14 protein-coding genes are annotated in these 16,704 nt (G+C 74.0%); 4 read left to right on the top strand and 10 right to left on the bottom strand.

Annotated elements, in window-relative coordinates; all coding sequences use genetic code 11:
* Positions 1-61: 61 nt before the first annotated feature.
* Positions 62-523 (bottom strand): hypothetical protein, encoded by a 462-nt coding sequence (locus WMF46_RS13935; protein ID WP_437986057.1) that lies wholly within the window; start codon positions 521-523, stop codon positions 62-64.
* A 183-nt stretch (positions 524-706) separates the two neighbouring features.
* Between WMF46_RS13935 and WMF46_RS13930 the strand changes: the two genes are divergently transcribed.
* Positions 707-910 carry a hypothetical protein gene (locus WMF46_RS13930; RefSeq protein WP_437986056.1) on the top strand — a complete coding sequence of 68 codons (204 nt, stop codon included), beginning with the start codon at positions 707-709 and terminating at the stop codon, positions 908-910.
* Positions 911-955: 45 nt separating this feature from the next.
* Here the strand turns inward: WMF46_RS13930 and uvrA are convergent, their stop codons facing one another.
* The 3 genes from uvrA to WMF46_RS13915 form a co-directional block, all read right to left on the bottom strand.
* Positions 956-6,301 (bottom strand): excinuclease ABC subunit UvrA, encoded by a 5,346-nt coding sequence (gene uvrA / locus WMF46_RS13925; RefSeq protein WP_437986055.1) that lies wholly within the window; start codon positions 6,299-6,301, stop codon positions 956-958.
* A gap of 251 nt (positions 6,302-6,552) precedes the next feature.
* Positions 6,553-8,205 carry a collagen-like protein gene (locus tag WMF46_RS13920; protein WP_437986054.1) on the bottom strand — a complete coding sequence of 551 codons (1,653 nt, stop codon included), beginning with the start codon at positions 8,203-8,205 and terminating at the stop codon, positions 6,553-6,555.
* A 40-nt stretch (positions 8,206-8,245) separates the two neighbouring features.
* Positions 8,246-8,668, bottom strand: coding sequence for a hypothetical protein (locus tag WMF46_RS13915; RefSeq protein WP_437986053.1), 423 nt, complete (start codon positions 8,666-8,668; stop codon positions 8,246-8,248).
* 188 nt (positions 8,669-8,856) lie between these two features.
* Here WMF46_RS13915 and smpB point away from each other — a divergent pair, with 188 nt between their 5' ends.
* The 3 genes from smpB to WMF46_RS13900 all read left to right on the top strand — a co-directional run bounded on the left by smpB (position 8,857) and on the right by WMF46_RS13900 (position 11,326).
* The gene (smpB, locus tag WMF46_RS13910; protein ID WP_044968393.1) at positions 8,857-9,381 is read left to right on the top strand and encodes an SsrA-binding protein SmpB; all 525 of its coding nucleotides are present in this window, start codon (positions 8,857-8,859) and stop codon (positions 9,379-9,381) included.
* Entirely contained in the window at positions 9,378-9,680 is a 303-nt protein-coding gene (locus WMF46_RS13905; protein ID WP_437908955.1) for a hypothetical protein, read from the top strand. The genes smpB and WMF46_RS13905 overlap by 4 nt, the downstream gene beginning before the upstream one ends.
* 116 nt (positions 9,681-9,796) lie before the next feature.
* Entirely contained in the window at positions 9,797-11,326 is a 1,530-nt protein-coding gene (locus WMF46_RS13900) for a DUF362 domain-containing protein (protein WP_437986052.1), read from the top strand.
* Here the strand turns inward: WMF46_RS13900 and WMF46_RS13895 are convergent.
* The 6 genes from WMF46_RS13895 to WMF46_RS13870 all read right to left on the bottom strand — a co-directional run bounded on the left by WMF46_RS13895 (position 11,304) and on the right by WMF46_RS13870 (position 16,700).
* The gene (locus WMF46_RS13895; protein WP_437986051.1) at positions 11,304-11,846 is read right to left on the bottom strand and encodes a hypothetical protein; all 543 of its coding nucleotides are present in this window, start codon (positions 11,844-11,846) and stop codon (positions 11,304-11,306) included. The two genes, WMF46_RS13900 and WMF46_RS13895, sit on opposite strands and share 23 nt — an antisense overlap.
* 41 nt (positions 11,847-11,887) lie before the next feature.
* Entirely contained in the window at positions 11,888-12,307 is a 420-nt protein-coding gene (locus WMF46_RS13890) for a hypothetical protein (protein ID WP_437552393.1), read from the bottom strand.
* A 125-nt stretch (positions 12,308-12,432) separates the two neighbouring features.
* The gene (locus WMF46_RS13885) at positions 12,433-13,197 is read right to left on the bottom strand and encodes a hypothetical protein (RefSeq protein ID WP_437986050.1); all 765 of its coding nucleotides are present in this window, start codon (positions 13,195-13,197) and stop codon (positions 12,433-12,435) included.
* Positions 13,187-14,476, bottom strand: coding sequence for an ABC transporter ATP-binding protein (locus WMF46_RS13880; RefSeq protein WP_437986049.1), 1,290 nt, complete (start codon positions 14,474-14,476; stop codon positions 13,187-13,189). Before WMF46_RS13880 ends, WMF46_RS13885 begins: the two co-directional genes overlap by 11 nt.
* A complete protein-coding gene (locus WMF46_RS13875; RefSeq protein ID WP_437986048.1) occupies positions 14,473-15,213 on the bottom strand; it encodes a hypothetical protein in 741 nt (246 codons plus the stop codon). Before WMF46_RS13875 ends, WMF46_RS13880 begins: the two co-directional genes overlap by 4 nt.
* 194 nt (positions 15,214-15,407) lie before the next feature.
* Positions 15,408-16,700 (bottom strand): formylglycine-generating enzyme family protein, encoded by a 1,293-nt coding sequence (locus tag WMF46_RS13870; RefSeq protein ID WP_437986047.1) that lies wholly within the window; start codon positions 16,698-16,700, stop codon positions 15,408-15,410.
* Positions 16,701-16,704 lie beyond the last annotated feature (4 nt).

Raw genomic sequence — 16,704 nt, 5'->3', positions numbered from 1 at the left:
CGTACGGCGGCTCCCCGTTCGGGGCCCCAGGTGGCCCCGGGGCCGCCGGAGCGCCGGGGTTTCACGCCGGCGGCGCTCCCCAGCCGCCGGGCAGCGGCGCGCTGTACCCGGCGCCGATCCCCGCGCGGCCTCGCGCGAAGAGCTCCGGCGCGACGCTCGCGCTGATCGGGATCGGCGCGTTCGTGGTCATCGGCGGACTGACGACCGTCTTCTTCGTGATGCGCAGCCGAGGATCATCCGAAGATGCTGCAGCGCTGACGCCCATCGAGGCGCCCCCGGCGCCTGCGTCGGTCGCCGGCGATCCGGCGCCTCCCCCTCCGACGGCCGCCACACCCGCGGCGACCGCACCGGAGCCGCCCGCGCCTGCCCCCGTGGCAGCCCCGAAGCCGACGGCACAAGCGCAACCCAAGCCGACGGGGACGACCCCTGCGCCCACCGCCACGGGGACGACCCCTGCGCCCACCGCCACGGGGACGACCCCTGCACCCACCGCCACGGGGACGACCCCTGCACCCACCGCCACGGGGACGACCCCTGCGCCGACCCCTTCTACGTCCTCGACGGGCCGTCGAAGGATCGTCCTACCAGGCAGCCGCTGAGCCCTCCTGCACCGCGCGCTGTGCCGCTGGCCGCGGCGCGGCGGGTCCGTGCCCAGGTTCCCCCAGCCCGCTTGACAGGGCGGTCACGGTGATCAGGTTCCGATGCCATGAGCAAATCCGGGATCGCCGCAGTGCTTTCGTTCATTATTCCGGGCGTTGGGCAGCTCTACAACGGCGCGTTCCTGCGCTGCATCTTCTGGCTGATCGTCACCCCCGGCCTGTGGATCGGCTCGGGCGGCTGGCTCGGCTGGATCTGCCACCTGATCTCCGCCTACACCGCGTACCAGTACGCAAAGCGCGCCGGCGGCTGAGCCGCGCTCCCCGGGACGGCGCGCCGGTTCGCGCGGCGCGCCCGCTCACGTAGCCTTCGCGAAGATCCGCTTCAGCACCTCGCCCGTCGCCGTCGGCTGACGCGCCACCTCCCGCGGGGTGCCCTCCGCCACGATGCGCCCGCCGCCGGCGCCGCCCTCCGGGCCGAGCTCCACCACGTGATCCGCGCACGCGATGACCGCCGGGTGGTGCTCGATGATCACCAGCGTGTCGCCGCGCTCGACGAGGCGGTCGAGCACGCGGACCAGGCGCGTCACGTCCGCCAGATGCAAGCCGGTCGTGGGCTCATCGAGCACATAGAGCGTGGGCTTCGGCCGCGCGCCGGCCGTCAGCTCCGCCGCGAGCTTGAGCCGCTGCGCTTCGCCGCCCGAGAGCGTGTGCGACCCCTGGCCGATGTGGAGATAACCGACGCCGAGATCGCACATCGTCGAGAGCGGGGCGCGGATCTTCGGGTGGGCCGCGAAGACCTCGACAGCCTCCTCCGCGGTGAGGTCCAGGAGCTCGCCGACGGACAGACCGAGGTAGCGCACGTCGAGCGTCGCCGGCTCGAAGCGCGCGCCGCCGCACGCCTCGCAAGGCGTGGTCACGTCCGGCAAGAACGACATCTCGTGCGCGATGACGCCCTGCCCCTCGCACGCGGGGCACCGCCCGCCGGAGGCCGTGTTGAAGGAGAACCGCGCAGGGCCGTAGCCGCGCACCTGCGCGTCGGGGCAGGCAGCGTAGAGCTTCCGGACCTCGTCCCAGACGCCCAGGAACGTCGCGGGGATCGAGCGCGGCGTCCGCCCGATGGGCGACTGATCGACGGCCACCGCCCGCAGGATGCTCTTCGGCAGCCGCAGCGCCTTGTGCGGGCCCGGCTCGGGCGCCTCCAGCTTCAGCGCGCGGCGCGCGGCGGGGTAGAGCACCTTCTGGATCAGCGTGCTCTTCCCCGAGCCGGACACGCCGGCGACCACCGTCATCCGGCCCGCGGGGAGCCGGAGCGTGTCCCCCTGGAGGTTGTGCGCGCGGGCGCCGAGGAGCTCGATGTGGTCGCGCACGGGAGGGCGCGCCGGGCGCGCGCTGAGCAGCGCATCCTCGCCGGCGAGCGCCCGGGCGGTCGGCGAGTCGGGGTTCGCGAGCACCGCGCGCGACGGCCCCGCCGCGACGATCCGGCCGCCTTTGCGCCCGCCCGAGGGGCCGAGGTCGATCAGGTGATCCGCCGCGCGGATCGTGTCGGCGTCGTGCTCCACCATGAGCACGGTGCTGCCCATCCCGGCGAGCCGCCGGAGGTTGCCGAGCAGCCGGTCGGTGTCGCGCGGGTGCAGGCCGATGGTCGGCTCGTCGAGGACATACAGCGCCCCGGTGAGGCCGCTGCCGAGCTGCGCCGCGAGCCGCAGGCGCTGCATCTCGCCGCCCGAGAGGGTGGCAGCGCGCCGATCGAGCGTGAGGTAGCCGAGGCCGACCTCGCAGACGAAGTCGAGCCGGCGGCAGAGCTCCTTGTGCGGCGCCTCGGCGATCAGCGCGCGGTCGCCCGTGAACTGTAGCCCCCTCGCCCACGCGGCCGCGGCAGCGACCGAGCGGCCCGACGCCTGGTGGTAACGCTCTCCCGCGAGCCGGACCGCCCGCGGGATCGGCGCGAGGCGCGAGCCGCCGCAGGCCTCGCACGGGTCGGGCGTCGCGAGCGCGTCGTCGTCGAAGTCCGAGGCGCCCGTCCCCTCGCATGACTCACACCGGCCCTGCTTCGTGTTGAAGGAGAACCAGCGGGGATCGAGCTCCGGGACGCCGACGCCGCAGCGCGGGCAGGTGCGCGTGGTCGAGAGCAGCTGCTCGCCGCCGCGGCCGCCGACGAGCTTGATCGCCCCCCGCCCGAACGCGAGGGCGCGATCGAAGAGGGCGCGATCCAGGCCGTCCATGCGCCCCTCGTACATCACGAGGTCGATCGAGTGCTCGCGGCGCTTGTCGAGGCGAGGAGGGCTGTCGGTCGCGCACGGCTCGCCGTCGGCGAGCGCGCGGGTGATGCCGGCCCGGGCGGCGGCGGTGAACACGTCGAGGTACGTCCCCTTGCGCGCCACGACGGCGGGGGCGAGGAGCGTCCGCGCGCCGCGCGTCGAGATGAGCGAGCGGTAGACGTCGTCCGGCGAGCGCGCCGCGATCGGCACGTCGCAGTCCGGGCAGTGCGCCTCGCCGACCTTGGCGTAGAGCAGCCGCAGGTAGTGCGCGATCTCGGTCACGGTCGCGACGGTCGAGTTGGCGCCGGAGCGCGTGGTGCGCTGCTCGAGCGCGATCGAGGGGGGGACGCCGGTGACGCGATCGACGTCCGGCCGCGGCAGCGTGGGGAGGAACTGGCGCGCGTAGGGGGTCAGCGTCTCGAGGAAGCGCCGCTGGCCCTCGGCGAAGACCACGTCGAACGCGAGCGTGCTCTTGCCAGAGCCGCTCGGGCCTGTGATGACGACGATCTCGCCGTGCGGGATCACGGTCGAGACATCGGCGAGGTTGTGCTCGCGGGCGCCCTCGACCTCGATCCGACCCCGGTCGAGCGACGCGCGCGCGGCGGCGGCGCCGCGCTTGCCGGGCTTCGGGGCGGCAGGAGCCGCTGCCGTACCGCGCCGCGGGCGCCGAGCGCCGCCGTCGCCCCGCTGCGCGAACCACTCGGCCAGCGAGACGCCGGTCCGCGTCGCCGTCCGGGCCACCTCCTCGGGCGTCCCCTCGGCGACGACGCTCCCGCCCTCGCTGCCCGCGCCCGGGCCGAGATCGACGACCCAGTCAGCCGCGGCGATGACGTCGAGGTCGTGATCGACGACGATCACGGAGGCGCCCTCGGCCACGAGCACGGAGAGCGCGGCGTTGAGGTGCGTCACCTCCTCGGGGTGCAGGCCGGCGCTGGGCTCGTCGAGGAGGAAGAGCGCGCCCGCGCAGGGCTCGCCGAGCGCGCGCGCGATCTTCAGCCGCTGCGCTTCGCCGCCGGAGAGCGTCGAGAGCGGCTGGCCGAGCGTGAGGTAGCCGAGGCCGAGCTGCTTGAGCGGCGCGAGCGCCCGCCGGATCGCGGGTTGCCCCACGAAGACCTCGAACGCCTCGTCGATCGAGAGGTCGAGCACGTCGGCGACCGAGCGGCCGTCGAGCTTCACCTCGAGCACCTCGTCGCGGAACCGCTTGCCCTTGCAGGTCGGGCAGGTCAGCGACACGTCGGCGAGGAACTGCATCTCGATCGTCTCGCTCCCCTCGCCCGCGCACGCCTCGCAGCGCCCGAGCGCGACGTTGAACGAGAAGTGGCCGGGCCCGAGATCCCGCGCCGACGCCTCCGGCTGCTCGGCGAAGAGCGCGCGGATGCGGTTCCATGCGCCGGTGTAGGTCGCAGGGTTGCCCCGCGAGGTGCGCCCCAGCGGCGCCTGGTCGACGAGCGTGACGGTGCGGATGTCGGCCGTGCCCTCGATGCGCCTGTACAGACCGGGCGCCTCGACGTCCTTGTAGCCGCGCGCTCTCGCGATGTGCCGGTAGAGCACGTCGTTCACCAGCGTGCTCTTGCCCGAGCCGCTCGGCCCCGTGATCGCCACGACGACGCCGAGCGGCACGTCGACCGTGACGTCGCGGAGGTTGTTCTCGCGCGCGCCGTGGATCGCGATCTTCCCGCTCGGCGCCCGGCGCTCCGGGCGCGCCGACGCCCGCGGGCCGCGCGCGGCGAGCCCGTCGGGCGGGCCGTCGAAGGTGACGCGCCCGCCCTGCTTGCCCGCGCCGGGGCCGAGCTCGACGACGCGATCGCTCGCCCGGATGACGAGCGGCTCGTGCTCGATGACGAGCACGGCGTTGCCGCGATCGGCGAGCTCGCGCATGGCCGCGATGAGCGGCGGGATGTCCGTCGGGTGCAGGCCGACCGTCGGCTCGTCGAGCACGAAGAGCGCGCCCGTCAGCGACGTGCCGAGCGCCGCGGTGAGCGCGACGCGCTGCGCCTCGCCGCCCGAGAGCGTGCGCGCCTGGCGGGCGAGCGAGAGGTAGCCCAGCCCGACCCGCTCGAGGTACCCGAGCCGCGCGATGAGCTCGCGGCGCGCCATCTCCCCCTGGCCCGTCTGGGGGCGCTCGGCCTCGAGGCGCGCGCGGGCGTCGCGGAGCTCGAGCTCGTGCCACGCGGCGAGATCCAGGCCGCCGACGCGGTAGAGGAGCGACTCGGGGGCGAGCCGCTTGCCGTTGCACGCGCCGCACACGTCGTAGGTGCGGTAACGCGCGAGCAGCACGCGGACGTGCATCTTGTAGGTGCGCGTCTCGAGCCAGCGGAACCAGGCCTTCACGCCGGGGTACTTCCCCTGGGTCCATGAGCCCTCCCCCTCGAGCACGAGCGCGCGCTGCGCGTCGGAGAGGTCGCGCCACGGCTTGTCGGTGCGGATGCCTTTCCGCTCGCAGAACGCGCGGAGCAGCTTCCGCTCCCACGTCGTCGAGCGGCCGTTCCAGGGCCGGATCGCGCCGCCTGCGATCGACTTCGAGGGGTCCGGGATCACCTTGTCGTAGTCGATGCCGAGGGTGCGGCCGAAGCCGCGGCACGAGGGGCACGCGCCGGTGGGGGACTGGTACGAGAACAGCCCGGGGCGAGGAGGATCGAAGGCGCGCGCGCACGAGGGGCAGGCGAGCCCGCGCACGAGCCGGAGCCGCGTGGGCCCCGCCCCCTGGCCGCTCTGATCGTCGGCCTTGCGCTGCAGGTGGAGCGAGGCGTCGCCCCCGCTGCCCTTCCACGCCTCCTCGATGGCGGCGCCGAGGCGCCGGCGCTCCCGGGGGGCGACCCGGACGCGATCGACGATGACCTCGACCTTGTCCGCGCCGCTCATCGCCTCGGACGGCGCCACGGTGTCGATGTCGCGCGCCTCGCCGCGGACGAGGAGGCGCCGGTAGCCGGCGGCGAGCAACGACTCGCGCACGTCGAGGAACCGCTCGGTTCCGGCGACCGCGATCGGGTACGTGACGAGCGCGGTCGCCCCCTCGTGCGCGCTCGCGGCGAGGTCGGCCGCGCGCGCCGGGTCGGTCCGCGCGGCCGGCGCCTCGCAGGACGGGCAGACAGGCACCGCCTCGCGCGCGAAGAGCGCGCAGAAATACGGCTCGAGGTCGGCCATCGTGGCGACGGTCGACCGCGAGCTCTTGACCGGCGCGCGTCGATCGACGGCGACGCCGGCCGCCACCGGCTCGAGCGCGTCGATCGGCGGCCGCTCGAGCCGCTCGAGGAACTGGCGAGCGTACGGGCTGAAGCTCTCGACGAACCGGCGCTGTCCCTCGGAATAGAGCGTGTCGAGCGCGAGCGACGATTTGCCAGCGCCCGAGACGCCGGCGATGGCCACGAGCTCGCCGGGCCGGAAATCGAGGTCGATGCCCTGGAGGTTGTGCGTGCGGGCGCCGCGGAGACAGATCGAGTGCATAGGACGCGCGGTAGGGTGAACCCGCGGGGACGCCGTCCGGAGTGGACACGGCCGCGTGTAAAACCGCGAGTGTTTAGCCCCCTTTCAGCCCATCGTCGCGAACGATCGTACGTGGGCGGCGTGCCGACCCAGCGTGCTGCGGCATTGCGTTCTGCGTCGTCGAATTATCACGGTCCGTGGCGAGGGGTGCGCACGGCGCTCGGGCGACCCGACAAGCCGAGCGCGGCGGGCGCGCCCGGCAGGCGCGGCGGCTAGCCGTTGACGAGGAGGATCGAGAGGTAGCCGTAGTCGTTGCTGGTCCAGTTCGGGCTCAAGGTCTGGCCGCACATCCCGATGTTGTAGGTGCCCGCGGTGAGGCCGGTGATGACGGCGCTGAGCCCGAAGGGGACGCGGGTATCCGCGGGGACACGGCCGCCGGCCATACCAAGGCCGACCGCCTGGACCTCGTCGAGCACCGGGCCAGACGGCCCGGAACGAACCCGCTGGTAGCACATGTAGAGCTTGAGGCTGTCCGCAGGCGAGCCGTCCGTGCCCAGGTACCGATGCGCGGTCGCATAGATTGACTGGCTCGTCGATGAGACCGCCACCAATGCTGTCGGCCCGAAAAAATCGACAGGCCTCCCGGCCGGCAGCGCGGTGTGCGGGCCGACGCCCTGGACCGTCAGTGTCAGCACGACCCCCTGGGGCCCGGTCGGACCAGCAGGGCCGGTAAACCCACGTGGCCCCTGCGGACCGGTAGGGCCCACTGGTCCTGTCGGACCGGTAGAGCCCGCTGGCCCAATGGGACCGGTAGGGCCCGCTGGTCCCATGGGCCCCTCCGGTCCGAGCGCGCCCACCGGGCCTTCTGGTCCCATCGGGCCCATTGGCCCCTCCGGTCCAAGCGCGCCCACCGGGCCTTCTGGTCCCATCGGGCCCATGGGCCCCTCCGGTCCAAGCGCGCCCACCGGGCCTTCTGGTCCCATCGGGCCCATCGGACCTTCTGGTCCCATCGGGCCCTCCTGTCCGGTTGCGCCCACCGGGCCTTCTGGCCCCATCGGGCCCTCCGGTCCGATTGCGCCCACCGGGCCTTCTGGCCCCATCGGGCCCTCCGGTCCGATTGCGCCCACCGGGCCTTCTGGCCCCATGGGCCCTGCCGCCCCTGCCGCCCCTGCCGCCCCTGCGGGCCCTGCCGGGCCCTCCGGCCCCCTAGGTCCAGCCACGCCTTCCGGCCCCGCGGGCCCTGTGGGGCCTGCGGCGCCCGTCGGCCCGATCTCCCCGATCGGCCCGGCTGGCCCGGTCGGACCAGCAGCACCCGCAGGCCCGGTCGCACCGACCGTCCCCTCCGGCCCCGTCGGTCCAGCCGGACCCGTTGCACCGGCCGGACCGATCGGTCCAGGCAGCCCCTGCGGGCCCTGAAGCCCCGTCGGCGAGCCGACCCACTCGCCGTTCTCGTCGATTACGAGGACGTCGTTCACGATGATCCCGCGCTCGCCGAGCACCAGCGTGGTGCCGCTCGTGGTGTTGACCGTGACCGAGGTCGGCGTGATGTCGCCGTTCACATTGCCGGCGAGCAGCGCGTACGGCACGCTCGCGACCGTCGCGCGCGGCTCCAGCTCGACATCGTCGCCCACGGTGATGCCGAGGTACCGCTCAGCACCGTCGAAGATCGCCTGCTCGAACGGGACGATCGCGCCGAGGCGCACCGAGAAGAAGCCGTCCTCGAACGTGATCGAGTGGACCTCGCTCCACAGGGGCGTCGAAGCGTCGCGCTCGTCGTAAAGGGCGAACACGACATCGAGCGTCGCGCTGATGGGCACATCGCGCTCGTCGTAGAGCCGGCCCTGGTGGGTGATGGTCGCCGGGACCGCCGCAGCCGCGGTCCCGGCGACCACGACCGCGCTCGCCGCCAGGGCGGATGCCGTCATGCATCGCGCGATCATCGACGTCCTCATCGCCAGCTCCTCGTCATGGCAAGCTCCCGTCGGCTCCGATGAGCCCTCCTCGCATCCGCACCTTGGGTGAGGTCGACGTCCCCTGGTTCTGCGTCGGCTGCCCGAGCGTGAACACCATGCGGTAGCGCGAGCTCCTCGCGACCTCGCCAGCCGTCACCGTCTCGGTCGCCCCGACGCGCCTGGGAGTCGGCGCGCCGCCGCCCTGCCCGCCGCCGCCCTGTTCGCCGCCGCCCTGCCCGCCGCCGCCCTGTTCGCCGCCGCCCTGCCCGCCGCCGCCCTGTTCGCTGCCGCCCTGCCCGCCGCCGCCCCACCCTCCATCGCCGTCCACGGTGCCGGAGTCCGTGGCGACGCCGCAGCTGCAGCTGCACCCGGGCATCAGCGCAGAGCTCACCACGATCGCCCCGAGCCAGGCCGAAAAGCGCAGTCCGCGATTCACTGAGTCCTCCAGGCTGACGGCACGTCGTGCGAAAGGACCATTGGACGAGCGGCGGCGATCGGCGTCAAGCGATGACGCCGCCACCGCAGCGGGACGCGCCGCGCGAGCTGCGCCCAGCAGCGGGGCCGCGCGGGCGCCGCCCTGTGAAGCGGTGTGGACAGGCGGCGGCGCGCGCGCTATGCGGCCGCGTGAGCCGCGCTGGCAAAGAGAAGGAGCGAGAGGGGGAGAAGCTCATCGTGCGCAACAAGCGCGCGACGTTCGACTACACCCTCGACGATCGGTTCGAGGCAGGGTTGGTGCTGCTCGGCAGCGAGGTGAAGATGCTCCGCGACGGCGCGGCCGAGCTCACCGACAGCTGGTGCGCCATCGAGAACGGGGAGGCGTTCCTGAAAGGGGTCAACATCCCCGTGATGCCCGGCGCCGCCTTCGGGCACGAGGCGAAGCGCCCGCGCAAGCTGCTGCTGCACGAGAGCGAGATCGAGGCGATCCGCAAGAGCGTGGAGCGGGAGGGCATGACCGTGATCGCGACCCGCCTCTACTTCAAGAACGGGCGCGTGAAGGCCGAGATCGCCCTCGCAAAGGGGAAGAAGACCGTCGACAAGCGCGAGAGCCTGAAAGAGAAGGACGCCACCCGCGAAGCCCGCGCGGCGATGGAGCGGGCCCGCGGCGGCGCCGCCCGCGCGCGGAGCGCCGGGCTGCGGAGGCCGGAATGACGTCGCACCTCACCTGGTCCAAGGGCGGCGAGGCAGAGCTCGTCGAGATCGACGGCGATCGCGTGCGGCTCCACTCGACCGCCTCCTCGGCGCCAGGAGCGCGCGTGGAGGGCTCGCTCCAGCCGACAGGGACGGCGATCCGCGTGAAGGTCGCCCGGTGCCGCCTGCGCACACCCACCGAGCCCAACGACGCGGCGCCCGGTGAGCGCACCTACGAGATCGAAGGCCGGCTCATCGATGCGACGCGCGAGGTCCGCGCCGAGCTCGCGCGGCTCGTCGGCGGCGAACGCACGGGCTGAGCCACGACGTTCCGTCCTGCAGCGAACGCCCAGGCTGTTCTGCAGCGGCTGCGCGGCGCGGCTCGTCCGGCGGCGAGTGTTGCGATGGCCCGGCGCGGCCCATACGCTGTCTTTCTATGAAAATTACGTCGCGCCCTCGTGTAATTCTGCGCCGCTGCTCGACGTATGACGTGGCGAAGATCCGCGGCATCGTGCGCAGCGGTCTCGAGGAGCTCTCGCTGCGCCCGCACGGCCGGACGCTCATCAAGCCCAACGTCGTCGCGTCGGGAACGCACTTTCCGCACGCGTACACCCGGCCCGAGTTCGTCGAGGGGGTGATCGGCGCGCTCAAGGATCGCGACGACGGGCGCGTGAGAGAGCTCGCCGTCGGGGAGCGGTGCGGCATCACGCTCCCGACCCGCATGACGTACGAGAGCGCCGGCTACTACCCGATGTTCCGCCGGACCGGGGTCAAGCACTACCACTTCGAGGAAGAGCAGCAGGTCGAGATCCCGCTCACGCACGAGGGCCGGCTGCGCGACTACGTGTTCACGCCGGAGCCCGTCGCGAAGGCCGACTTCTTCGTGAACTGCCCCAAGTTCAAGTCGCACCCCTGGACCACCGTGACCTTCTCGATGAAGAACTACATCGGGATCCAGGACGATCGGCACAGGCTCATCGATCACGATCACCGGCTGAACGAGAAGGTCGCCGATCTCCAGTACATCGTGCAGCCGCAGTTCATCGCGATCGACGCCATCACCGCGGGCGAGGGGCGGATGCTCACGCCCTCGCCGTTCGACCTGGGCCTCATCATCATGGGGAACAACCAGGTCGCGTTCGACTCGGTCTGCTGCCAGCTCATCGGCGTCGATCCGAGGAGCGTCGAGCACATCCGCCTGGCGTCGGAGCGCGGCTTCGGCCCGATGGACCTCGGCGAGATCGAGATCACGGGGGACGTGACGCTCGAGGAGGCGAAGCACAAGGCCAAGGGGTTCAAGGTGGGCCTCGTCCGCGTCGAGAAGTACTTCGAGGGCACGAACATCACGGCCTACGCGGGCTCGCCGCCCGAGCCCGAGCGCACCGACTACTGCTGGGGCGGCTGTCCAGGGGCCATCGAGGAGGCGATCGAGATCCTGCGCGAGTACGACAAGGAGTGCGACGCGAAGATGCCGCGGATGCACGTCGTGTTCGGCGCCTACGAGGGCCCCATCGACGCGAAGCCGGGCGAGAAGGTGATCTTCATCGGCGACTGCGCGACGTACAAAGGGAAGATCGGCGATCAGCTGGTCAGCGTCGAGAGCCTGTACCGGGAGCGGAGCGCGCGGGACCCCTACACCGCGAAGCACGATGACGTCCTCGCGAAGATGGTGAAGGTGACGACGAAGCTCGCGATGGCCCGGAACGAGACCACCCTCCGGCTCGAGGGCTGCCCCGTGAGCGTGGCGGAGCAGGTGCTCACGCTGGTCACGCTGGGCAAGACGAAGAACCCGTACTTCGCCCCCGACCAGCTACTCGACTTCAACAAGGCGTACGTCGCCTGGCGCGGGGCTTCGATCGCGAAGCGGCTCGCCGGCAAGCCCTACCAGGTCCACGGCGCCTGCTCGCGCGGCGACGCGGCGCCCGAGCTCCCGTCCGAGCCGCCTAGCTCGCAGGCCGCAGAGTGAGATCGAAGAGGACGTCGAGCTCGTCCCGCACCTTGAAGGCGCCGAGCGGCCCCTTGACCTCGCGCACGCCGAGCGCAGCCATCGACAGCTGACAGGTACCCGTCACCCCGATCGCGCCGTCGCCGCGATCGCGCGCGGAGAGCCGCGCCACCAGCGAGGCGCTCCCCGAGGCGACCTGGACGCGCACCTCGGCGCGGTCACGCGTGGCCCCCGAGGCGCGCACCGCCACGATCTCGGTCCCCGCGAGCACCTCGCCGCGCAGGCGCCGCTCGATGTCGCCGCGATCTCCCGCGGAGAGCGCGTCGGGGTCGACGCGATCGCCGCGCAAGACCCCCGCGACGGAGAGCTTGGCCACGGGGACCTCGAGCTCGGCGGTCCATGACTCGCCGTCGAGCCGCGCCCGACCGCGCAGCTCGGACGCCGTGATCTCGAGGTCGTGCGCCAGGCGCGCGAGCATGCCCACGGCTCGGGTGTGGATCGTCAGGCGGGACGCGTTCGGATCGAGGTGCAGCTCGCTCATCGGATGGAGCTCCTTTTCATCATCATGCAAGGGCGCGCCGGTCAGCGACGCTTGGAGCGGCGGGGGCCGTCGGGCACGAGCACGTAACGGCTCGACGACGGCTCGGGCTGCCGGAGGAGCTCGGCTCGGAGCAGCGCCTCCGCGAGCCGCGCCTCGATGACCTCGTCCGTGACGCCTGGCTCGAGGGTCACCACCGCGGCCTGGATGTCGCGCGCCAGGGCGTCGAACTCCGCGCTGTCGAAGGCGTAGATGTCGTCGGGGAACAGGAGCGCGAGCGGCTTCCGCTCCACCGCCGTGTTCGTCAGCGCCGCCAGGTCGCTCTCGACGATGAGCATGACGCGAGCCCGCAGGCACATCCCCCTGCAGCGCGCCGCCAGCGCCTCGGCCGAGCCGACGAGCAGGACCGATCGAGGCGCGTTGACGGCCTTGGTGGCCTCGTCGTCCCCGTGCTCCTGAGTCATTCCCCGAAGAGTACGTGAACGAGCGGATGAAGCCATCCCTCTTGCGCCGCTCACGCCATCGCCGTGAACGTCAAGCAGCCGGTCGGGGCAAGGCGAGCCGAGCTCCCGCGGCCCCGGCCCGCGCGCTACTCCCTGCAGCGAGCCGCCGCGGCGAGCGCGAGGACAAGGGCGCTCGACGCGAGCAGGGCGGCGCTCGCGGGCTGCCCGAGCCCGAGCGGCGACGGGCCACCGAGGAGGTTGACGGCGTTGCCCCGGGGCAACAGTGCGCCGATCACCCCGGCCGAGCCACCGAGCAGGAGATCGGCCGCGAGCGGCACGAAGCGGCCGAGGCCGCGCCGGAAAAAGGTCGCACCGAGCGAGAACCAGCCAGCGTAGGCGGCTCCGGTGAGCGCGCCGATCCACCCACTGACGAGCATGTCTTGGACGAATGGCGCAGCGCCGGGACCATGGGCGGCGGCGACGACGACGACGGCGAGCAGCGCTCCCACGAGGGCGGAAGCGAGGGCCGTGGCCAGGGCGATGCCGAGCGCGACATGGTGGGACGAGGCACCGAAGCGGGCCACCGGCCAGGCCGCGTCGCGCAGCGTGGTGCGATCGGCGGCGTCGGCGGCGAGGGCGAAGATCGTGAGCGGCGTGGCAAGGCGGAACGTGGAGAGCAGCGCCCGGTCCACGGCCCCGGAAGACCCGAACGCGATCTCGATGACCGCGGCCGCGACCGCGAGCGCGGCGCCGAGCCCGAACGCCAGCAGCGGACGCCGCGCGCGGAGGCGGCTCAGGGTCATCTCCATCCCGAGGCGGACGCCCGTCAGCGCGCGCCCGCCCCGCTCGGCCCCCCCTTCCGCGGGAGGAAGCGGCCGCGCCGCGTCGCTCGATGCGCTCTCACCCACCATCGTGGCGTCCTGTCTCCGTGGCGTGCGGCGAACCGTCGGCCCCCGGCGGGTCGGCCCCGATCCGTCCGCCGGCAGCGGCATCGCCGTGCGCCGACAGCGGCACACCAGCGGGCGCGGACGGGCCGTCCGACGGCCGGCTGAGCGGCGCTGCCGGGACGAGCGGCGCCGGTGCGTCGAACGCCGCCACCGCAAACGGCCCCTCGGGCGCGCCCTGCAGCGGGGCAGCACCCTCGACCGCAGGTGCGCCGAAGGGACGGCGCGAGCGAACGGCGGCCAGGTGCAGCGCGGTCGCCGCCCGCACGTCGTGCATCGCCGGGGGCGGCGAGGAGATCGCGATGAGCGTGACGTCCTCCCTCGCGGCCGCATCCAGGATCGCGAGCGCGGCCGCCTCCCTGTCCGCGGCCCGGATCCGCAGCGTCGACGACGCCTCCGCCGGCCCCTGCTCCCACGCGCACGCGCGCACGGCGGGAGCGCTCGCGAGCGCCGCGGCGAGCGCGCGAGCGCCGGGCGCGTCGGGCGCCCGCTCGTGGACGAGCACGTGGATCTCGACCTCGGGGCGCCCCGCGCCCGGCGGGGCCGCGCCCGGGGCAGCGGCGAGGCGGTCGCCGGCGCCGGGCTCGGTGCGCGCGATGACGCCGCGATCGAGCACGTGGATGCGGTCGGCGAGGGCGCTCGCGTCGACGGTCGAGGACGTGACGAGCACGACGCAGGCGCCAGCTGCAGCGAGGGCCCGCAGGCGCTCTCGGACCGGCTCCGGAGACGGCACGGCGACGTCGGCGAACGGCTCGACGAGGCAGAGCAGGAGCGGCCGCGGCACCCCGAGGGCGAGCGACAGCTCGACCGCCCGGGCCTCGGAGAAGCTCAGCGAGGCCGTGCTGCGAGCGAGGAGCGGCGCGACGCCGAGCGGCTCGAGGAGCGCCGCGGCGCCGCTCGCGGGCGCGCCGCGGGCCCGGAGCGCGACCGACATGAACGACGCCACCGACGCGCCGTCGGGCAGCTCCGGGGTGGCGGCCAGGACGCCGATCTGCGCCCGCGTCGCCGCGCTCCGGCACGGGTCGCGCCCCGCCACGAGGACGCGGCCGGCGAGGGGGGCTGCGCGCCCTGCGAGCACCTCCGCGAGGGCGAGCGTCCCGTCCTCCGGGGCGCCGAGCACCGCGTGCACGCCCGGGCCGAGGGCCAAGGACAGGCCCGAGAGGCCCCCCCGAGGGCGCCCCTCTTCGCCGGCGCCGTCGCGCGCGCGCACGCCCTCGAGCACCACTACAGGAGCGCCCGGGCTCATCCTGCAGGGCCTCCCGCCGAGCGGGCCGCGAAGGAGAGGAACGCGCCGAGCGCTCCCGGGATCGACCACCTCGAGTCGCCGGCGAGATCGGCGAGCCCCCAGGGGACGAGGGTCAGCACCAGGAACAGGGCGCGCCCTCGCGCCCCGGCGACGCGGCCGCTCGCCGCCGCGAGGCCGCCGAGCGTCACACCGGAGACCGCGCCGAACAGGGCGAGCGCCGCGCCGTACGCGAGGTGCTGGAGGCCGAGCAGCGGCGAGCCGGAGAGGAGCGCCGCGAGCACCGAGAGCGCGGCGAGCGGGAGCGCGACGACGCGCGCGACCTCGAGCATCGCGGCGAGGCTGCGCACGCCGTGGAGCGAGGCCCGCGAGATCCCCCGCGCGGCGGCGAGCGCCTCGACGCCGTCGCGGCGATCGGCCCCCGGGCGATCGTGCGCCGCGGCGAGGGCGATGGGGCCGGCGGCCGCCCACGCGAGCCCGCGCGCCGCGGACCCGAGCAGCGCCTCCAGCGAGGTCGTCCCGTCGTCCAGCCGGAGCACGAGCGCCATGACGCCGCACCCGAGCGAGATGAGCGCCGCCATGGCGAGGCCGAGCCGCCCGCCGCGCGCGCCGCGGAGCCGCGCGCAGCCGAGCGCGACGGCTGCGCGCAGCGAGCGCCGCGCGGCCGCGCGCCGCCGCGCGGGATCGTCCGGGCGCTTGCTCGGCGCGTCGCGCGGTTCGGGGTCGTGCGGGCGGGTCATCGGAGGAGCGTGCGGACGGCGCGGCGGCGACGCGCGCTGCTAGCGCTGCCCTTCCAGGCGCCCGGGCGCAAGGTGAATGTGCCACGGGGCCGGAGCGCGCCGCCGGAATGTGGTGCCGCCGCGCGCCAGCGCCACCCGTTACGACGGCGTCGCGACCGCGAGCCCCGGCGCGCTCGTCGCGACGCCGAGGGGCCTCAGTCGTATGAGAGCCCGCGGCGGCCCTTGTGCTTGCGCTTGCGCTCCTTGTCGGCGACGCCGATCTTGCCCCACTCGTAGGTGATTCGACGGCGGAAGGCGCCCAGCGCATCGCCGCCGTACAGGAAGAGCTCGCGCGGCGAGTCCGTCTCGCCGATCGTGGGCACCCAGAGATCCGACGGGACGAACGCGAGCAGCGCCGGCGCGCTCATGCGCATCCGGCTGATGAGGAGCCCGCACGTCGTTCCGTCGCCCGGGCGCGAGCGCTTCGCGCGCTTGGCGCGGCTACGCGACGCCCCGTTCACCCCGGCCGGCCGCGCGCAGCCGCCGCCGAGCACGAGCTCCTCGTTGCCCCGGGGGTGCCAGGTCCACATGCGCTCCACGCTGAACGCCCCCTCGGCCGACCCGGCCCGGGACGCGTTGCGCACCTCCTCCGGCGCGAGCGCCGCGAGCTGCGCCGCCGCGCGCGCGTCGACGAGCGGCTCCAGCCGGAGCGGGCGATCGCGCGTCACCTCGAGCACCACCTCGAAGCTGTTCACCTCGCCGGCACAGCAGCGGACGCCGACCTCGGGGCGGCGCGTGTCCGGCTTGGCGCCGCGCCCGTGGGCGCATCGCCCCACGAGCTCGCCCGTCGGCCCGTTGCCTCCGCGCAGCGTGACGAGCCCCTGCTTGCCGCTGTCCCGCTGCCACTGGCTCGAGGTCCAGGTCCATACGCCGCCATGGAGATCGTGCACCCCGAACGCGCTCACGCACCCGGCGTTCACCCCGTTGGGCGTCAGGACCCGGCTCTGCCCGGTCGCGCAGACCGGCGCCTTGTACGTGTCGCCGTACTCGTACGTGGTGTTGTCCGGCCCCTTGCAGGCCCGCTCGATCTCGAGCTCCGTGCAGAGGCGCTTGCCCTGCGCCTCGCACAGCGCGCGCGCCTCGTCCTGCGCGATGTTCGTGGTCGGGATCGCGCCGACCTCGTTGGGGTACGAGAAGATGTCGATGTAGAAGCCGTGCATCACGACCTGCGCGCCCGCCATCTCCTCGTCGGCGATGCGCGGCAGCCGGTCCGGCGGCGTGCCCGCGATGAGCACGCCCTTCGGGATCCACGCCATGCCGGGGCGCGGCTCCGGCTCGGTCTGGCTCACGTCCCAGGGAGGGGCGGCGTCGAGATCGGCGTCCGTGCCCTGCGGGGCGCCGCCGCGATCGCAGCCGGGAGAGGCCGCGAGGAGGCCGGCGAGCGAGGCGGCGACGGCGAGGGCCTTCCCTCCCGGCGCGCGGACGGAGCGCTGCTCGCCGAGGCCCACGGGC

Source organism: Sorangium sp. So ce117 (assembly GCF_051524395.1).
GTDB classification, from domain to species: domain Bacteria; phylum Myxococcota_A; class Polyangia; order Polyangiales; family Polyangiaceae; genus Sorangium; species Sorangium cellulosum_B.
The sequence above is the reverse complement of the archived record's forward strand: the minus strand, read 5'-3'. Positions and strand labels throughout refer to the sequence as shown.